Here is a 17431-nt window from a genome sequence, read left to right as displayed (position 1 = left end):
CGCACCCCGGCCGTGATGCAGGGTGCTCCATCGCGAGTGCCGAGCCGATGGTGGTCGCCGCTCTGGGATAATCCGTCGCCATGAGCGGCAATACCTTCGGTTCCCTATTCGCAGTCACCAACTTTGGTGAATCCCACGGCCCGGCCATTGGCTGCGTGATCGACGGTTGCCCGCCCGGCATGCCGCTCACCGAGGCCGACATCCAGGCGGACCTGGACCGGCGCCGCCCCGGCACCAGCCGCCACGTCACCCAGCGCAACGAGCCCGATGCGGTGGAAATCCTCTCCGGCGTGTACGAGGGCAAGACCACCGGCACACCGATCGCGCTGTTGATCCGCAACACCGACCAGCGCAGCAAGGACTACAGCAACATCGCCGAGAGCTTCCGCCCCGGCCATGCCGACTACACCTACTGGCACAAGTACGGCATCCGCGACCCGCGCGGCGGTGGCCGCTCTTCGGCCCGGCTCACTGCGCCCACGGTGGCCGCCGGTGCGGTGGCCAAGAAGTGGCTGGCCCAGCAGTACGGCGCCCAGTTCCGGGCCTGCATGACCCAGCTGGGTGAGCTGGCCATCCCGTTCGAGAGCTGGGACCATGTGCGCAGCAACCCTTTCTTCGCCCCCGTGGCCGACGTGCAGCAGTACGAGGACTACATGGACGCCCTGCGCAAGGCCGGTGATTCGTGTGGTGCCCGCATTCGCGTGCAGGCCACCGGCGTGCCTGTGGGGCTGGGCGAGCCGCTCTATGACAAGCTCGACGCCGATATCGCACACGCCATGATGGGGCTGAACGCCGTGAAGGGGGTGGAGATTGGCGCTGGTTTTGCCAGTGTGGCCCACCGGGGCACGATGCATGGCGACTCGATGACGCCCCAGGGCTTTCGCACCAACAACGCGGGTGGCGTGCTGGGCGGCATCAGCACCGGGCAGGACCTGGAGGTGAGCATCGCCATCAAGCCCACCAGCTCCATCATCAGTCCGCGCGAATCGATCGATGTGCATGGCAAGAGCACCGAAGTCGTCACCAAGGGCCGCCACGACCCCTGCGTGGGCATCCGTGCCGCGCCGATTGCCGAAGCGCTGCTCGCGCTGGTCGTCATGGACCATGCCCTGCGTCACCGTGCCCAGTGCGGCGATGTGGTGCCGCCGGTGCCGCCCATCCAGGCCTCGTTCCTGTAGCGGGTGCAGCGCGGCGCTGCGGGGCGGGCCCGGGCGCGCTGAAGCAGGTGATGGCGGGGCGTGCAGCGATGTGCGCCCTTTTTTCTTTGACATGACTTATGCAAAAACTGGGTTCAGGCATGCGGCTCGCTCCATGGCCAGGCGGCTGTTGCATCCAGATTTGCGTAAGTCCTATTTGATTGAACAAGGCAGTCCCATGCGCAGGTTGTTGGCACAGGCATTCAATGGATCGGGCTGGGCTCGCAGCGGGTCGGCGCTTGCCGCGGTGGGCGCGCTCGGGGCTCTGCTGGCGGGTTGCGGCACGGCCGTGCCGTTCGCGGGCGGGCAGGGGCCCGAGTACATCGACATCACGCTGATTGGCTTCAATGACCTGCATGGCAACCTGGAGCCGCCCCACATGGCGCACAGGGTGCAGGGGCCGTCAGGGCCCGTGGCCGCGCCTGCAGGGGGCATGGCCTACCTGGCCAGTGCCATGGCGGCGCTCAAGGCCCGGGGCCCGCACCATGCGGTGGTGTCGGCAGGGGACATGGTGGGTGCGTCGCCACTGGTGTCCTCGCTCTTCCTGGACGAGCCCACCATCGAGGCCGTCAATCTCATGCAGATTGACTTCAATGCCGTGGGCAACCATGAGTTCGACCGGGGCTGGCACGAACTTCTGCGCCTGCAGCACGGGGGTTGCGAGAAGTTCACCGCGCGCCAGCCTTGCCAGATCAGCCAGCCCTTTGCGGGCGCACGGTTCGGTTTTCTGGCCGCCAACACCGTGCGCACCGAGGATGGGCGCACGCTGCTGCCCGCCACCGGGCTCAAGCGCTTCACGGAGGGTGGGGTGACAGTCACCCTGGGCGTGATCGGGCTTACGCTGCAGGCCACGCCCACCATGGTCAGCCCCTCGGGCGTTGCGGGCCTGCGCTTTGAGGACGAAGCGGCCACGGCCAATGCCCTGATTCCGCAGCTGCGGGCCCAGGGCGCCGATGTGATCGCCGTCGTCATCCACGAGGGCGGTAGCACCACGGCGGGTGTGCAGGAGACGAGCTGCGCGGGCCTCTCCGGCGACATCGTCCCCATTCTGGAGCGGCTGGACCCGGCCGTGGACGTGGTGGTTTCGGGCCACACGCACCAGGCCTATGTCTGCGACTACAGCCGCGTGAACCCTGCCAAGCCCTTTCTGCTGACCAGCGCCGGGCAGTACGGCACGCTGCTCACGGACATTCAATTGCGGGTAGACCCCCGGACGCGCCGCGTGGTGCACAAGGCGGCGCGCAACGTGGTGGTGCAGGGCGAGGCTTTCACCGGCAGCCAGGGGCACGTGCCGCTCACCTCGGCCGTGCCGACCTTTCCGGCCGATCCGCAGGTGCAGAAGGTCATCGACACCTACCGCGCCGCCGCCGTGCCGCTGGCCCAGCGTCCCGTGGGGCAGGCCGTTGCAGCCCTGCGGCGCACGCCGGCTCCATCGCTAGAAAGCGCGCTGGGGAACCTGGTGGCCGACGCGCAGCTCCATGCCACGCGTGCACCGGAGCAGGGTGGGGCGCAGCTGTCGTTCATGAACCCGGGTGGACTGCGCGCTGACCTGGTGCCCGACGGACAGGGGCTGGTGCGCTACGGTCAGTTGTTTGCGGTGCAACCATTCGGCAACCAGCTGGTCGTCAAGACCTTCACGGGAGCGCAGGTCAAGGCGGCGCTGGAACAGCAGTTCGCCAGCGGCAGCAACACCGTGCAGCGGCCCCGGGTGTTGTCGGCGTCGGCAGGGTTTTCGTACCGCTACGACCTCACCCAGCCAGCGGGTGCGCGCATCAGCCACATGGCGCTGAACGGCACACCGCTGCAGGACGATGCGCTGGTGCGCGTGGTGCTGAGCAGCTACCTTGATAGCGGTGGCGACAACTTCACGGTGCTGGCCCAAGGCCGTGACCGCCTGGTGGGTGGGCTGGACCTGGACGCGCTGGAGGCCTACTTCCGCGCCCACAGTCCGGTGCCGGTGCCCGCCATCGACCGTATTTCCCGCGTGGCCCGCTGAACTGCCCGTTCGGGTGGTTGGGCGGTGTTGTCCGGCACTTAGCTGCGCCCTGGGCGCAGTGCCGCCAACCAGCGCAATGGGTTGAAGCCGGTCACCAGACCGGTGGCCACCAGCACCAGCGCTCCGCCCCACACCATCCCGGTGCCCAATGCCTCGTCCAGAAAGATGTGGCCCCAGGCCACGCCGAACAGCGGAATCATGAAAGCCGAACTCATGGCCGCCACGGGCGAGACATGTTGGAGCACCCGCAGGTTGAGCCAGTAGGCCAGGCCCGAGGTCACGACGCCCATCACCGCCACAGCGGCCAGCGCGCCCGGTGTGAAGTGCGCTTCGGGCAGGCTCCAGGCCGCACCCGGCAGCAGCAACACCAGCGCTGCGGCGTGGATGCCGGCGGCGATCGACAGGGGCGACATGCGGGTGGTGGCGCGCTTCATCCAGGTGGTCGAAACGCCGTAGCAGGCCGAAGCGACGATGCACCCCAGGGCCGCGATCAGCAGCGCTGGCGTGGGCTCCATAGGGCCCAGCTGCACGATCAGGGCCACGCCCGCAAAGCCGCACAGGCATCCCAGCCATTTGCGCAGGCTCAGCGTGTCCTCCTTCATCCACGCAGCGGCCAGTACGCTGAACGGAACGGCCATGGTGTTGAGCAGTGAGCTGTACCCCGCCGGCAGGTGCAGGGCGGCCCACGAGTAGAGCAGGAAGGGCACCGCGACCGTGAGCGTACCCAGCCCGAGCAGCTCCCGCCAATGGCGCCACGGCCACGATTCGTTGGCGACCCGCATGATGCCGATGAGCGTCAGCGTGGCCAGGCCAATGCGCAGCGCGGCCATGACGTTGGGCCCCAGTACAGGGCTGGCAATGCGGATGAAAAGAAACGAGGCGCCCCACAGGGCGGACAGCAGCACCAGCTGCAGGAAGTGGCGGGTTTTCACCGGGCGCATTGTCGGGCACTGGCGGGGTGCGCGCCGGCGCATGCCAAGCCAATTTTTAAGTCAAATTGGCCTCTGGCGCTGATTCAGAAAGCGCTGGTAGCTATCAATAAAGGAGTATTTGCGGTGTGGCATACGCGACAGCGGTGGCCCACTCCGGCGTACACCCATCTTCTGTGGATGCTTGTTTGCTATATTATTTGTAGCTGCTGGAGCTTGCTGGTGAAGCGCTGGATTGCGAAAATCCTTGAAATCGCCCGGCCCTGGGGCGAACACCGGTGCAGATACGAATGCAGGTGCCGGTTACTTGCGCACTTCATCGACCATGGCGCGGAAGTCGTCGATGTCCTCAAAGCTGCGGTACACGCTGGCAAAGCGGATGTAGGCCACCTTGTCGAGCTTCTTGAGTTCGCGCATCACCAGCTCGCCAATGCGGCTGGAGATCACTTCGCGTTGGCCCAGGTTGAGCAGCTTTTCCTCGATGCGCTCGATGGCGCTGTCGATCTGGTCGGTGCTGACCGGGCGCTTGCGCAGTGCCAGGTTGAAGGAGGCAAGCAGCTTGCCGCGCTCGTATTCGATGCGCCGGCCGTCCTTTTTGACGATGGCCGGGAAGTTCACTTCCGGCCGTTCGTAGGTGGTAAAGCGCTTGTCGCACGCGCCGCACTGGCGGCGGCGGCGGATGAAGACCCCATCCTCAGACACCCGCGTTTCAACGACTTGCGTTTCGAGGTGGCTGCAGAAGGGGCACTTCATGGTGGCTGCCGAGTCCCTGGCTTAACGGTAGACGGGGAAGCGTGCGGTCAGCGCATTGACCTTGGCACGCACCGCGGCGATATTGGCTTCGTCGCGCGGGTTGTCCAGCACGTCGGCGATCAGGTGGGCGGTGATGCGGGCTTCTTCTTCCTTGAAGCCGCGCGTGGTCATGGCAGGGGTGCCGATGCGCACACCACTCGTGACCATCGGCTTTTCAGGGTCGTTGGGGATCGCGTTCTTGTTGATGGTCATGTGGGCGGCGCCCAGCACGGCCTCGGCTTCCTTGCCGGTGATGCCCTTGGCGCGCAGGTCCACCAGCATCACGTGGCTTTGCGTGCCACCGCTCACGATGCGCAGGCCGCGTGCGGTCAACGTCTCGGCCACCACCTTGGCATTCTTGGCAACCTGTTCCTGGTAGGTCTTGAACTCGGGCTGCAGCGCTTCCTTGAACGCCACAGCCTTGGCCGCGATCACGTGCATCAGTGGGCCACCTTGCAGGCCGGGGAAGATGGCGCTGTTGATGGCCTTCTCGTGCTGGGCCTTCATCAGGATGATGCCGCCACGGGGGCCGCGCAGGCTCTTGTGGGTGGTGGAAGTGACCACGTCGGCGTGCGGCACGGGGTTGGGGTACACGCCCGCGGCGATCAGGCCGGCGTAGTGGGCCATGTCCACCATGAAGATCGCGCCCACGTCCTTGGCCACCTTGGCAAAGCGTGCGAAGTCGATGTGCAGGCTGTAGGCCGAGGCACCGGCGATGATGAGCTTGGGCTTGGTTTCGTGCGCCTTCTTCTCCATCGCTTCGTAGTCGATGGCTTCGTTGGCATCCAGGCCGTAGGAGACCACGTTGAACCACTTGCCGGACATGTTCAGCGGCATGCCGTGCGTCAGGTGGCCGCCTTCGGCCAGACTCATGCCCATGATGGTGTCGCCGGGCTTCAAGAAGGCCAGGAACACGGCCTCGTTGGCGGAGGCGCCGCAGTGCGGCTGCACGTTGGCGGCCTCGGCGCCGAAGATCTGCTTGACGCGGTCGATGGCCAGCTGCTCGGCCACGTCCACATGCTCGCAGCCACCGTAGTAGCGCTTGCCAGGGTAGCCTTCGGCGTATTTGTTGGTCAGTTGCGTGCCCTGCGCCCACATCACGGCGGGGGAGGCGTAGTTCTCGCTGGCGATCAGCTCAATGTGGTGCTCTTGCCGGGCGTTTTCAGCCTGGATGGCGGCAAACAGCTCGGGGTCGGTTTGTTCGACAAGAATATTGCGGTCGTACATGATTGGCAGTCCTATGAACTTGTGTCCCTTGAAACAAGGGCTGCCCAGGCGAACGGCTGAACGCAGAAGGGATGAACCCCGTGCGGCACGCTTCCCAGTGGTTCACAAGAGGCAAGCCCTTGTCGGTTTCCACGTCAGCGGCGGCACCCTGTGTCCAGATGCCGCGCCTATCGCCAGTCGCGTACACCGCTAGTGTAGCTGACGTGGCGTGCGCAAATGTGTCGGGGAGCTGAGGAGCGTGCCCCGGGGAGGTGTGCTTCCCCCGGTGCGAGAAGCCCAGGTCAGAGCGCGGAGAGCAGGGCCACCTTGTCGCCGCTGGCTGCTGGCGTTGTGGGCGGTGCAGAGACAGGAATGGCCTGTACGGGAGCTTGTGTGGAGAGGCTTGGAGGTGGCGTGGTGGGCATGGTGCGGCCGCCTGCGACCTGCCGCAGGCGGAAATGCTCAGCCATCACCTTGGCCGCATAACCGCCGTCGTCGGCCAGGTTGCCCGCGCCCACGTAAAAGCGCAGTCCACCTTCCACCGAGCCGGCGCGTGCAATGCACTCCTGCAGGACCTTCACGCCCACGCGCAGATTGCTCACCGGGTCAAAGGCTGCAAAGTGCCCGCCAAAATTCTGGTACTTGTCGGTGTGCACATTGGTCATCACCTGCATGAGCCCTTGAGCGCCAACGGCGCTTTGTGCAAACGGGTTGAAGCTGGACTCGATGGCCATGATGGCAAGGATCAGCGTGGGATCAATCTTGGACTTCGCGCCAATTTCATAGGCCTCTGCCACCAGCACGCTCAGCGGCTCGGGGGCCACGCGGTACTTCTTGCTGAGCCAGAAGGCGACTGCGGCCTGCTCTTTGGGCAGGTCCTTGGGGTTGCCTGCCGTGGCGCGCTCGCTGGCTTCCGGTTCGATGGGCATGCCAAGCACTTCCACCTGGCGGGCCTGCAGCCAGTTCATCAATTGCGCTTCGCCAGCCTGGCGCAAGTCCGGGCGGGCCGTGAGGGTGATCACGACAAAGGCGACAGCCAGGCCGATGAGGGCGAAGCTGTTGTGGGTGATTTCAAGAAAACCTTCGGTCACGTCGGCCACAAAGGTCCGTACGCCGGAGATCATTTTTCCTGACGCTGTCATAGCTCTTCCTTTCTGAGGCGCCGCAGTGAGCCGGGCAGTCATCGGGGACTGTCTCGTCTCGGCGGATCGCCTGGATTGGTACGCCATCAAGTGAGGCCGCACGTCTTGGGTGTGCTTGGGGCCTGCTTTGACTTAGCCGGGTTCGGCAGCGAGGTTGGGGTTTTTACTAGCCTGTTTTCGGGGCTGGCGGATTCTAGAAGTTCACTAAATGCTTAGTCAATACTAACAAATTAATTTTTAAGATCATTAAGTTATGAAAAACATGTGAAAAATCACAGCTTTTGGGAGGTGTGTGCGTGTCTGGCGCCCAGGTCTGTGGGGATGCCTGTTACATGGACGTGTCAAATTCAATCGCCGGTCTTTTCGCCATTTAGAATCCAGTTTGAGTTGCAGCGGCAGCTTTGGTAAGGTTGCGTTGCCTGTAGATTTCAGGCATCGCCAGACGAAGACAAGTCTCCCTCCGAGGGCACGCAGTGCCCTGGTGCAGCAGATGCGGCTTCCACGGCAAACCCCTGGAGGCAATACCTTGCCTCCTCGCCATGTGGACCTTCATCTCCGCATTGCGACCGATGGCAAAGACCGTTGTGTCAGCCGTCAAGCCCGGCAGGCAGTCCATGAGGCACTGTCTGCCGGGCTTTCTTATTGGCGGTGTGGCGTGCTTTTTGGGCCCCTGGCCCTTATATATAGATAATGGGGGCTGTTCCCTAGAGCAGCGGCAGTTCGCCCGCAGTAGCGGGCGGCACCCTGGCGGGGCCGCAGCATGTCAGCCCGTCTGGCAAAGCCTTGTGCCAGATCACCCCCGGGGCTTGGCACACCGCCATGCTGCGGCCTGTTTGCCAAACCCGGTGAAAATAGCTTCTTTGTTGCCCTGGCGCGCGTGCAGCGCAGTTGCCGGGGCAGGCCTTCAGGCAATGCGCCCGGGGCCGCCTTTGTTATCCATTGGATCCATGTTTCCATTTTTTTCCCGCAGCAAAATGTCCGACGCACCTGAAGTGAATCCGGCCCCGGCCAAAACCCATGAGCCGCATCCGCTTGATGCGTTGACCGGTGGCGCTTTTTCTGCCGCCACCTCCGGCGAGCGCGCCTCCCGCATTCGTGACTGGCTGGCAACCCAGCCGACCCATGAGCAGTTGCAGGAGGTTTTCAAAGAACTGAGCGGGCGTGACAAGGGCGCTGCGCGCGCGGTGCGTGAGCGCCTTGATGAAATCCGCCGCGCCAAGGGCCAGGAGGCCATTGCCGCCGAGTGGGCGGAAAAGGCGCAGGCGCTGCTGTCAGCCCCCAAACTCAACATTGCCGATGCCTTGGCATGGCAACGCGACGCCGCCAAGGCGGGCGCGCCGCTGTCGCGCGAGCCGTTGTCGCTGCTCAAGGTGCAGGTCGCGGACCGCGTGAAGGTCATTGAGGATCTGCAGCACCGAGTCCAAGTGCAGCGAGAGGCGGCCGTGTTGCTGGCCCAGCGCATCGAAGTGCTCTCTACCAAGCCCTGGCGCGACGCCCAGGCTGCGCTCGAACTGCTGCGTGCCGATGTGGCGCGTTGGCAGGAACAGGCGCAGGAATTGACCGGCGATGCCAGCTGGGTAAGCGTAGAAGCACGGTTTCCACCGCTGCTCGATGCGTCACGCACCCAGTTGTTGGTGGTATGGGAGGCATTTCAACCCGCGGTGGCCCAGGCTGTGGCGGCTTCTGAGGATGCTGGCGCGCCGTTGCCTCCTGTGCCTGTCTGGGCTGATGAGCTGCGTGCAGCGCGTGGCCTGCCTACCGAGGCCGCTGCTGCAGCGGCGGCAGCCAAGCCTGCGCGTGCGGCCAAGCCCAAGGTGGCGCCCGAAGTTGTTGAGAAGGCTGTGCAGGGCGTGCGCGAAGCCCTGGCAGTCCTCGAGAAGGAAACTGCCGAGGGCCATGGCAAGGCCAGTGCCGGTGCTGCAGCCGCACTGCGCGCTGCGCTGAAGGTGCACGGCAAACACATCGACAATGCCCTGGAGCAGCAGGTCCACGCAGCCCTGGTGGCGGCGGGTGAACTGGAAGGCTGGCAACGCTGGAGTGCGGACCAGGTGCGTGAAGACCTGGTGGCCAAGGCTGAGGCCTTGCTCAACCGCCCTGAAGGGCAGGCCCTGGGCGGCCGCAAGATGCAGGAAACCCTGCGCAACCTGCGTGAACAATGGAAACAGGCGGACCAGGGCGGCGCCCCCAACCACGCCTTGTGGAAGAAATTCGACGAAGCCTGCAATGCCGCGCACAAGGTCGTCGAGGCCTGGCTGGACAAGATCCGCACCGAGGCGGCAGAGCACAAGGCCCAGCGCCTGGCGCTGATCGAAGAAGTCAAGGCATGGGCGCACGAGCATGCTGCTTCCGGCGACTGGAAGGCCATCAACCGTGCCCTCCACCAGTTTGGTGATCGCTGGCGCGAAGGCGGCCATGTGGGGGAGAAGCTTTTTGCGGAGTTGCAACCTCTTTGGAAGCAGGCGATTTCCCTGGCAGCAGCTCCACTCGAAACTGCGCAGAAGGAAAGCCTGGCCCGCCGCCACGCGATGATCGACGAGGCCATGGCCCTCGGTGCGGCGCCCACCTTGCGCATCGATGCGGTCAAGGCGCTGCAGCAGCGCTGGCAGGCAGAGGCGCAGGGGGTGCCTTTGGACCGCAAGCACGAGCAGAAGCTGTGGGATGCCTTCCGTAAACCCATTGATGAAGCCTTCAACCGCAAGTCGGCGGACCGCGAGCGTGCTGTCACCGAATTGAGCGCACGTGATCGCGTGGTGCTGGAGGCGTCCAAGGCGCTGGAGGCCGCCAACGCCAGCGGCGATGCGCAACAGATCCGTTCGGCCATGCAGGCGCTGGAGGCTGCGCTGCGCGGTCAGGCGCAGGCGGCGGAAGCCGTTGCCACGGCGCACAAGGATGCACAGTCGCATGCAGACGCGCAGGCGGATTCTGCCCCTGTTGCTGTCGAAAACGGATCGACTGAATCTGCGGAAACACCCGATGGTGGTGACGGTGCGGCAGTCGAGGCCCCCGCAACGGCACCTGCAGCGCCCAAGCCCGCAGCGCGACCCGTGGTGGCGGTGCGTGGTGATGACCGTCCTGGCATGAAGAAGGACGCGCCTGCAGCTCCTGGCCGTGGAGGTCGCCCGGGTGAGCGTCGTGATGCCCGTCCCGGCGACCGCGACGGTGCCAGGGGTCCTCGCAGCGATGGTCGCATGGGCGATCGCGCGGACCGGGGTGGCCGTTTTGGCGATCGCCCGGCGTTCGAGGACCGAGGCCCTCGCCTGGGTGACACGGCGTTCCGAGCCCAGCGCGAAGCCATGGAGCACGCCCAGCTGGCTTTGAAGAAGCTGGCGGCGCAGGCCCATGGAGAGGCGCTGACTCAGCTGCTGACGGCATGGGAGAAGCGCGATGCGGCGCTTGTGCCTGGTACGCAGGATCTGGGCTCGGGTGTAACTGCATCGGTGCGCAGCGCCTGGGCGCAAGCGCTGTCGTCTGCTCCCAAGGGAGATGCGTCCGAGGCGCTGCTGCGTCTGGAGATGGCAGCCGAGGCTCCCACGCCAGCTGAGCACATTGCTGCCCGGCGCATGCTGCAATTGCAATTGCTCACGCGCCGCAATGATCCTGCGCCTGCCCAGACTTGGGGTCAGGATGCGGCGCGCGTGCTGGCCAGTGCCAGTGATGCGGTGAGTGCACGCCGTTTGCAGAATGTGCTGAAGACGTTGCTGCGCAAGTGATGTGAATGGGGGCGTGCGCGCTTTTGCGCGCATGCCCTTGAGGCTCGGCGGTTGCCGTGCTTGGCGAAGGTGGGATTGCTGGAGGAGTTGTCCGCCAAAGGAATTCCAAAAACAAAAAAGCCGTTGCGATTGCAACGGCTTTTTATATGTTTGGTGCCCAGGAGAGGACTCGAACCTCCACGATGTTACTCGCTAGTACCTGAAACTAGTGCGTCTACCAATTCCGCCACCTGGGCTTTCAGATCAGCCTCGAATTATAGAACAAGTAATTGAGGCTTCTGGCAAGTTGCCAAAGAATTTTCAAAAATGTGTCTGTTCGGCTTCCTGGGGCCGGATTGGACAACTGCATGCAGAAAATAAAAAAGCCGCTGTGTTTGCAGCGGCTTCGATATTTTGAAAACCTTCGCAGGTTGTCGTTAAACTTGGTGCCCAGGAGAGGACTCGAACCTCCACGATGTTACTCGCTAGTACCTGAAACTAGTGCGTCTACCAATTCCGCCACCTGGGCATTTCAGGAAAGTCTAAGATTGTATATCAAAAAAACCACCCCCGGCGCGCAGTCCGCGCATTTGTCGGACGAGATTGAAGGCAGCGTGCAGGGGCACCGTGATGGACACGGTTTCGTTATCCGCGACGATGGCGAAGGCGACATCTATATCCCCCCCAATGAAATGCGCGCGGTGCTGCACAAGGACCGCGTGCGTGTGCGCATCGTGCGCCAGGACCGCCGTGGTCGTCCCGAAGGCCGCGTGGCCGAGATCATCGAACGCCCGCCGCAACCCATCATCGGCCGCCTGCTGCAGGAAAGCGGTGTGTGGCTGGTGGCGCCAGAAGACAAGCGCTACGGCCAGGATGTACTGATCCCCAAAGGCGCCACCGGCGCCGCAAAACCTGGGCAGGTTGTCGTTGTTGAACTGACCGAGCCCCCCGCACTGTTTGGCCAGCCCGTGGGCCGCATCACCGAAGTGCTCGGCGAGGTGGACGACCCCGGCATGGAGATCGAGATCGCCGTGCGCAAGTACGGCGTGCCGCACGAGTTCTCCGCCGAGTGCCTGGCGCAGGCCAAGGAGTTGCCCGACAAGGTGCGCGCGCAGGACAAGAAGCGCCGCGTGGACCTGACCGACGTGCCCCTGGTCACCATCGATGGTGAAGACGCCCGCGACTTCGACGATGCCGTGTACTGCGAGCCCGCCAAGGTGGGCCGCAGCAAGGGCTGGCGCCTGCTGGTGGCGATTGCCGACGTGAGCCACTATGTGGAGACCGGCAGCGCCATTGACATTGATGCCTACGACCGCGCCACCAGCGTGTACTTCCCGCGACGCGTGATTCCCATGTTGCCCGAGAAGCTGAGCAACGGCCTGTGTTCCCTCAACCCTGAGGTGGAACGCCTGTGCATGGTTTGCGACATGCTGGTCACCGCCAAGGGCGAGGTGCACGCCTACCAGTTCTACCCGGCCGTGATGTTCAGCCATGCGCGTTTCACGTACACCGAAGTGGCGGCCATCCTGGCCAATACGCGCGGCCCCGAGGCCAGCAAGCGCAAGGACCGCGTCAAGGACCTGCTCAACCTGCACGATGTGTACCGAGCCCTCCTGATTGCGCGCCAGCAGCGGGGTGCGGTGGACTTTGAAACCACCGAAACACAGATCGTTTGCGACGAAAACGGCCGCATCGAAAAAATCGTGCCACGCACCCGCAACGATGCGCACAAGCTCATCGAAGAGGCCATGCTGGCCGCCAACGTGTGCAGTGCCGACTTCATCGCCCAGGGCGGACAGCCTGGCCTGTTCCGCGTTCACGAAGGCCCCACGCCCGAGAAGCAGGAGATCCTGCGCAACTACCTCAAGGCCATGGCCGTCGGCATGACGATTGGCGATGATCCCAAGCCCGCCGAGTTCCAGGCGATTGCCCAGGCCACCAAAGAGCGGCCTGACGCGCAGCAGATCCACACCATGCTGTTGCGCTCCATGCAGCAGGCTATCTACACGCCCGTCAACAGTGGCCACTTTGGGCTGGCGTTCGATGCTTACACACATTTCACCAGCCCGATCCGGCGTTACCCCGACCTGCTGGTGCATCGGGTCATCAAGGCCATCCTGAGCAAGACGAAGTACGCGCTGCCGTCCTTGCCCACACCCGGCGAAGCCCATGCCAAGCTGGCCAAACGGCTGGCGGCCCGCGTGGCAGCGCCCGGCACCAAGCCCCGCAAGGATGTGGCACCGCCCAGCCGCGACACCCAAGCCTGGGAGGCCGCAGGCCTGCACTGCAGTGCCAACGAGCGCCGCGCCGACGAGGCGAGCCGCGACGTGGAAGCCTGGCTCAAGTGCAAGTACATGCGCGAGCACCTGGGCGAGGAATACAGCGGCGTGGTCAGCGCAGCGACGAGCTTTGGCATCTTCGTCACGCTCGACGCGATGTATGTGGAAGGGCTGGTGCACATCACCGAGCTGGGCGGCGAGTACTTCAAGTTCGATGAGGCACGCCAGGAACTGCGTGGCGAGCGTACCGGTATCCGCTACGCCATCGGTGCGCGCGTGCGGGTGCAGGTCAGCCGCGTGGATCTGGATGGCCGCAAGATCGACTTCCGCCTGGTGCGTGAAGGCGAGGAACTGCTCGGTCGCGCGCTCAAGGACAAGGGTGTGGGCTCCGACGGAGCAGGCGGTGGCGCCCGCAAGGCGGGTGGCCGGTCCGGCGGACGCAAGGCCGACAAGGGCGCAGCCCCGTCCGCCACAGAGCAAGCGGGTCTCTCGCGTGAGCGGGCGGCGCGGTCACCGATTCAGTCCCTGAAAGCGTCCGTCAAGAAGGCGGTCGCAGGCAAGTCCAGCAAGGGCAAGGCGCGCAAGCCTCGCCGGGGCTGACCAGGACGAACCCACGGCAAAGCCCACGAAGAGGCGCTCGCCGACGCGCAGGCTTGCAAGATTAATTGCTCACTAATTGATAGCTGCTAGCGCTTGATGAACAAGCGCTAGCAGCTATTTTTATTGAGTACTTGCGCTGGAGCCCTTGTGGTCCGGCTGCGCGGGTTGGGCAAGGGGGCTTAAAAAGCGGGCGTACCGCTGTGCCGTCTCAGCAGGCGCCTCCATCATGGGCAGGTGACCGATGCCGGGCAGTGCTTCGGCATGGGCTTGGGGCAACAGCTTTTGCAGCGGCAACAGCCCAGAGCGGTCGAACACGCGGTCGCTCTCGCCCCACAGGACCAAGGTGGGATGGTGCTGCAGCTTGCCCAGGTGCTGCTCCAGCAGGTAGCGGTCTTTCAGCTGCGCGTCCCACAGGCGCGTGTTGGAGGTGGCGTTGCGCAGCGCATCCTGTTCGGACGCGTACAGGATGGGGTGGGGCAGGAAGGGGCGCTTTTCAAACACCAGGGCCATCATGGCGTCGAAGGCGACGGCATCGTGGGCCACCAGCGGGCGTTGCCCGGCGTCGATGAGTCGGTCCATGGCGCTCGGTTGGGGTGACCGGATGCCGTGGGGTGCGCCGATGAAAGCCACGCTGGCCACGCGTTCGGGGTGCTGCAGGGCAAAGAGGGCAGCGATGGTGCCGCCCATCGAGTTGCCTGCCAGATGCACGTGCGGGAGGCCGAGGGCGTCCAGAAACGCGGCCAGGCGCGTGACGTGGGCGGCGTAGTCGTAGGCCTGGTCGTCGCGCCGCGTGCTCTCGCCAAAGCCCGGGATATCTGGGGCAATCACCCGGTACTGGCTGGTGAGGGGGCGCGCAAAATCCACCCAATGGTCCTTCTCCGCAAAAATGCCGTGCAGCAAAACGATGGGCGTGCCGTTGCTGCCGCCCGGTGTAGGGCTTTGGGCTGTGCCGCTGTCGAGGTAGTGGACGGTGTGCATCGCCGCAGAGATGGTTTTTTCTTCCATGCCCGACAGGCTGCGGTTAAGGCTGAGCAAGGGCTCCTTGAACAGCGAGGGCGCGCCATAGTAGAGCGCGGTGGCGCCCAAGGCCAAAGTGGCTGCGGCAGACAAAAGAGCGATGCGTTTCAAGAGCCAGTCTCCAAAAAATGGGTGTTCATTGCCGCTGCGGCGGTACGTGCCGGGCAAGGCTATCGAGAACGCGATGACAAAACTTGTAGGTTTGGGCTATGCCGGCACGCAACACACTGACCCTTGGCACTGACAAGGCGCTTTATGTGGGGGAGATCCCGGCCACGGGCTGGCACTGCCATGCGGCGCCGGTGTTGCTGATGGGCCTGTCAGGCCGGTTTGCCCTGCACTGGGGACCGGGGCAGATGGAGACGTGCCACAGCGCGCTGGTGGCTGCGGGTGTGGAGCATCTGTTTGACCCCCGCGGCGAAACGGTGGCCCTGGTGTACCTGGAGCCCGACTCGCGCGAGGCGCGCAGCTTGCGTGGTTCATTCCTGCAACGGGGTGGGGTGGTTCTGGATGTGGCGATTCCTGTCGCGACGCGCAGCGCCATGGAGGGTTATCTGCGCAACTTTGATCTGTCAGCCCTGTTGCACTGCCCAAGCGACGACGACGGGCCCTTGCTGGACGCACGTGTGGCGCGCAGCTTGCACGCCCTGCGCCATCCCCAGGAGGGGCGGCTGGCGCGCGCCGGGCTGGCTGCCGGCGTGCAATTGTCGGCCTCGCGTTTCAACCACCTGTTTCGCGCGGAGATGGGGGTGAGCCTGCGCAGTTATCGTGTGTGGTCGCAGGTGCGGCTGGCCATGGCGGGGCTGGCCGTGAGCCCGCGCCTGACCGATGCGGCGCTGCATGGTGAGTTTTCTGACTCGGCCCATTTCAGCCGCATGTTTCGGCAGACCTTTGGCATGACGCCATCGAGCGTGCTCAAGCCGCTCAAGGAAGTGACGTTGCTGGCGTGAAGTTCAGCGTAGTGCTGGGGGCGGTGCTGCGCCGTCTCCTGCAGAGCCGTTGACGCGCATTGGCGCCTGCGCCTGCGCGGGTCAGCCGCCCACGCCCCGCGCCAGCGCACTGGCGGTGAGCGCCTGGCCTGTTGGCCATGCATCGGCCGCCAGTCCATGTTGGTACACCGCCTCGCTGGCTGCGCGCAAGGTGCTGGCGCCTGCTGCCAGGTGGGCGCCCACCATGCCCGCCAGCACATCGCCCGTGCCGGCCGTGGCCAGCCGTGCGTTGCCCGTGGGGTTGATGGCAGGAACGCGGTCGGGCGCGGCAATCACGGTGCCCGAGCCCTTGAGCACGGCCACGCAATTGAACTGGTCCGCCAGTTGCTGTGCAGCGCCCAGCCGGTTGGCCTGGACTTCGGCGGTGGTCAGGCCCAGCAGGCGGGCGGCCTCCAGCGGGTGGGGCGTCAGCACCGTGGGTTGCCCGTGCTGGCCGCGCGCCACCACCAGCGCGTGCAGCGCGGCCTGGGTGGCAATGGTGTTGAGCGCATCGGCATCCAGCACCAGGCGGGCCGCGCGGGTGATGACCTCGGGCAGCACGCCTGCGATGGCCTGGCCGCCGCCACAGCCGCAGACCACCGTGAGTTGCTCCAGCGCCAGGGCGTCGAAGTGGCGCAGCATCAGCTCGGGCTGCTGCGGGTCCAGTTGCAGACGCCCGTTGTCGAGCAAGGCCACCAGCACCCGTCCCGCGCCGCCGTGCAGGGCGGCCGATGCGGCCAGCAGGGCCGCACCGGCCATGCCCAGGCCGCGCTCGGCCAGCCCCTCACCGCCCACCACGGCCACGTCACCGTAGCTGCCCTTGTGGCTGGCGTGGGAGCGGGGGGCGGCCAGCGCCGGGCCGGAGAGCCAGGCGTTGGGCGGCTCATGCCCCGGCGCCACGCCCAGGTCGTCCAGCCACACCTGGCCCGCGGCATCGCGCCCGGCGGCGGTGAACAGGCCGGGCTTGAGGCTGAGCAGGCTCAGCGTGTGGTGCGCCGGGCGCGGGTGGTGGTTGTGGGGGGCTGCGGTGTCGGGGGCAAAGCCCGGTGCGAATTGGCCGGTGTCGGCATCCAGCCCGCTGGGCAGGTCCACGGCCAGCACGGGGGCAGGGCTGTGCCGCAGCGCATGCAGGCAGGCTCGCAACCGGGCATCGGGCGTGCGGGCGGTTGTGCTGGGTGCAGAAGAGATGCCGATGCCCAGCAGCGCATCGATGCACAGGTCATTGGCGCTGAGGTCGTGCGGAGCGGTCTCGGCCCACACGATGCCGGCATCCCGCGCGCGCTGCCACGAAGCCTTGGCATCCACCGGGGCCGTGTCGGGCTGGCCCAGCCAGGCCACCACCACCTGGCGGCCGCTGCGCTGCAGGTGCATCGCAGCCTCCAGTCCATCACCGCCGTTGTTGCCAGGGCCACAGGCAATCCACACCGTGCGTGCGTGGGGCGCCAACGCCTGGGCCAGCTGCGCCACGGCCAGGCCGGCGCGTTGCATCAGGGTGTGCGGTGGCAGGGTGGCCGTTGCGGCCCGCTCCATGCGGCGCGTGGCGGCGGTGTTGAACAGGGCGTGGGGCTCGTGGGCAGTGATGCGGTGCATGGGGAGATGCGCTGCATAGGGCAGGGC

The 17431-nt window shown here is 65.4% G+C and carries 11 protein-coding genes, 2 tRNA genes and 1 riboswitch; of the genes, 5 read left to right on the top strand and 8 right to left on the bottom strand.

The window, feature by feature from the left end; genetic code table 11:
- The first annotated feature begins 80 nt into the window (after positions 1 to 80).
- A complete protein-coding gene (gene aroC, locus ASE39_RS05705) occupies positions 81 to 1178 on the top strand; it encodes a chorismate synthase (protein WP_010457806.1) in 1098 nt (365 codons plus the stop codon).
- A 196-nt stretch (positions 1179 to 1374) separates the two neighbouring features.
- Complete coding sequence (locus tag ASE39_RS05700; protein WP_057270505.1) at positions 1375 to 3192, top strand: bifunctional metallophosphatase/5'-nucleotidase; 1818 nt, start codon at positions 1375 to 1377, stop codon at positions 3190 to 3192.
- 38 nt (positions 3193 to 3230) lie between these two features.
- Here the strand turns inward: ASE39_RS05700 and ASE39_RS05695 are convergent, their stop codons facing one another.
- The 4 genes from ASE39_RS05695 to ASE39_RS05680 all read right to left on the bottom strand — a co-directional run bounded on the left by ASE39_RS05695 (position 3231) and on the right by ASE39_RS05680 (position 7261).
- A complete protein-coding gene (locus ASE39_RS05695) occupies positions 3231 to 4133 on the bottom strand; it encodes a DMT family transporter (protein ID WP_010457811.1) in 903 nt (300 codons plus the stop codon).
- Between the two features lie 291 nt (positions 4134 to 4424).
- Positions 4425 to 4874 (bottom strand): transcriptional regulator NrdR, encoded by a 450-nt coding sequence (nrdR, locus tag ASE39_RS05690; RefSeq protein ID WP_010457813.1) that lies wholly within the window; start codon positions 4872 to 4874, stop codon positions 4425 to 4427.
- 21 nt (positions 4875 to 4895) lie between these two features.
- Positions 4896 to 6140, bottom strand: coding sequence for a serine hydroxymethyltransferase (gene glyA / locus ASE39_RS05685; RefSeq protein WP_010457815.1), 1245 nt, complete (start codon positions 6138 to 6140; stop codon positions 4896 to 4898).
- Positions 6141 to 6175: 35 nt separating this feature from the next.
- A riboswitch (ZMP/ZTP riboswitch) is annotated at positions 6176 to 6331 on the bottom strand.
- Positions 6332 to 6421: 90 nt separating this feature from the next.
- Positions 6422 to 7261, bottom strand: coding sequence for a lytic transglycosylase domain-containing protein (locus ASE39_RS05680; RefSeq protein WP_057225712.1), 840 nt, complete (start codon positions 7259 to 7261; stop codon positions 6422 to 6424).
- Between the two features lie 947 nt (positions 7262 to 8208).
- Between ASE39_RS05680 and ASE39_RS05675 the strand changes: the two genes are divergently transcribed.
- On the top strand, positions 8209 to 10971 hold the full coding sequence (locus tag ASE39_RS05675; RefSeq protein WP_057225714.1) for a DUF349 domain-containing protein: 2763 nt from the start codon (positions 8209 to 8211) through the stop codon (positions 10969 to 10971).
- Between the two features lie 151 nt (positions 10972 to 11122).
- On the opposite strand, the gene ASE39_RS05670 is transcribed toward ASE39_RS05675, so the two are convergent.
- Together ASE39_RS05670 and ASE39_RS05665 are read right to left on the bottom strand one after the other, a co-directional pair.
- Positions 11123 to 11207 (bottom strand) — tRNA-Leu (locus ASE39_RS05670).
- Positions 11208 to 11394: 187 nt separating this feature from the next.
- A tRNA-Leu gene (locus tag ASE39_RS05665) sits at positions 11395 to 11479 on the bottom strand.
- 19 nt (positions 11480 to 11498) lie between these two features.
- On the opposite strand from ASE39_RS05665, the gene rnr reads away from it, so the two are divergent.
- A complete protein-coding gene (gene rnr, locus ASE39_RS05660) occupies positions 11499 to 13829 on the top strand; it encodes a ribonuclease R (RefSeq protein ID WP_057225716.1) in 2331 nt (776 codons plus the stop codon).
- Positions 13830 to 13949: 120 nt separating this feature from the next.
- On the opposite strand, the gene ASE39_RS05655 is transcribed toward rnr, so the two are convergent.
- The gene (locus ASE39_RS05655; protein WP_057270533.1) at positions 13950 to 14957 is read right to left on the bottom strand and encodes an alpha/beta fold hydrolase; all 1008 of its coding nucleotides are present in this window, start codon (positions 14955 to 14957) and stop codon (positions 13950 to 13952) included.
- A gap of 98 nt (positions 14958 to 15055) precedes the next feature.
- Here ASE39_RS05655 and ASE39_RS05650 point away from each other — a divergent pair, with 98 nt between their 5' ends.
- Positions 15056 to 15796, top strand: coding sequence for an AraC family transcriptional regulator (locus ASE39_RS05650; RefSeq protein ID WP_057270504.1), 741 nt, complete (start codon positions 15056 to 15058; stop codon positions 15794 to 15796).
- Positions 15797 to 15877: 81 nt separating this feature from the next.
- Here ASE39_RS05650 and ASE39_RS05645 read toward each other — a convergent pair whose 3' ends face one another.
- The gene (locus ASE39_RS05645) at positions 15878 to 17404 is read right to left on the bottom strand and encodes a bifunctional ADP-dependent NAD(P)H-hydrate dehydratase/NAD(P)H-hydrate epimerase (RefSeq protein ID WP_057270532.1); all 1527 of its coding nucleotides are present in this window, start codon (positions 17402 to 17404) and stop codon (positions 15878 to 15880) included.
- Positions 17405 to 17431: the final 27 nt, after the last annotated feature.

Source organism: Acidovorax sp. Root267 (assembly GCF_001429215.1).
Classification (GTDB): Bacteria; Pseudomonadota; Gammaproteobacteria; order Burkholderiales; family Burkholderiaceae_C; genus Acidovorax; species Acidovorax radicis.
The sequence above is the reverse complement of the archived record's forward strand: the minus strand, read 5'-3'. Positions and strand labels throughout refer to the sequence as shown.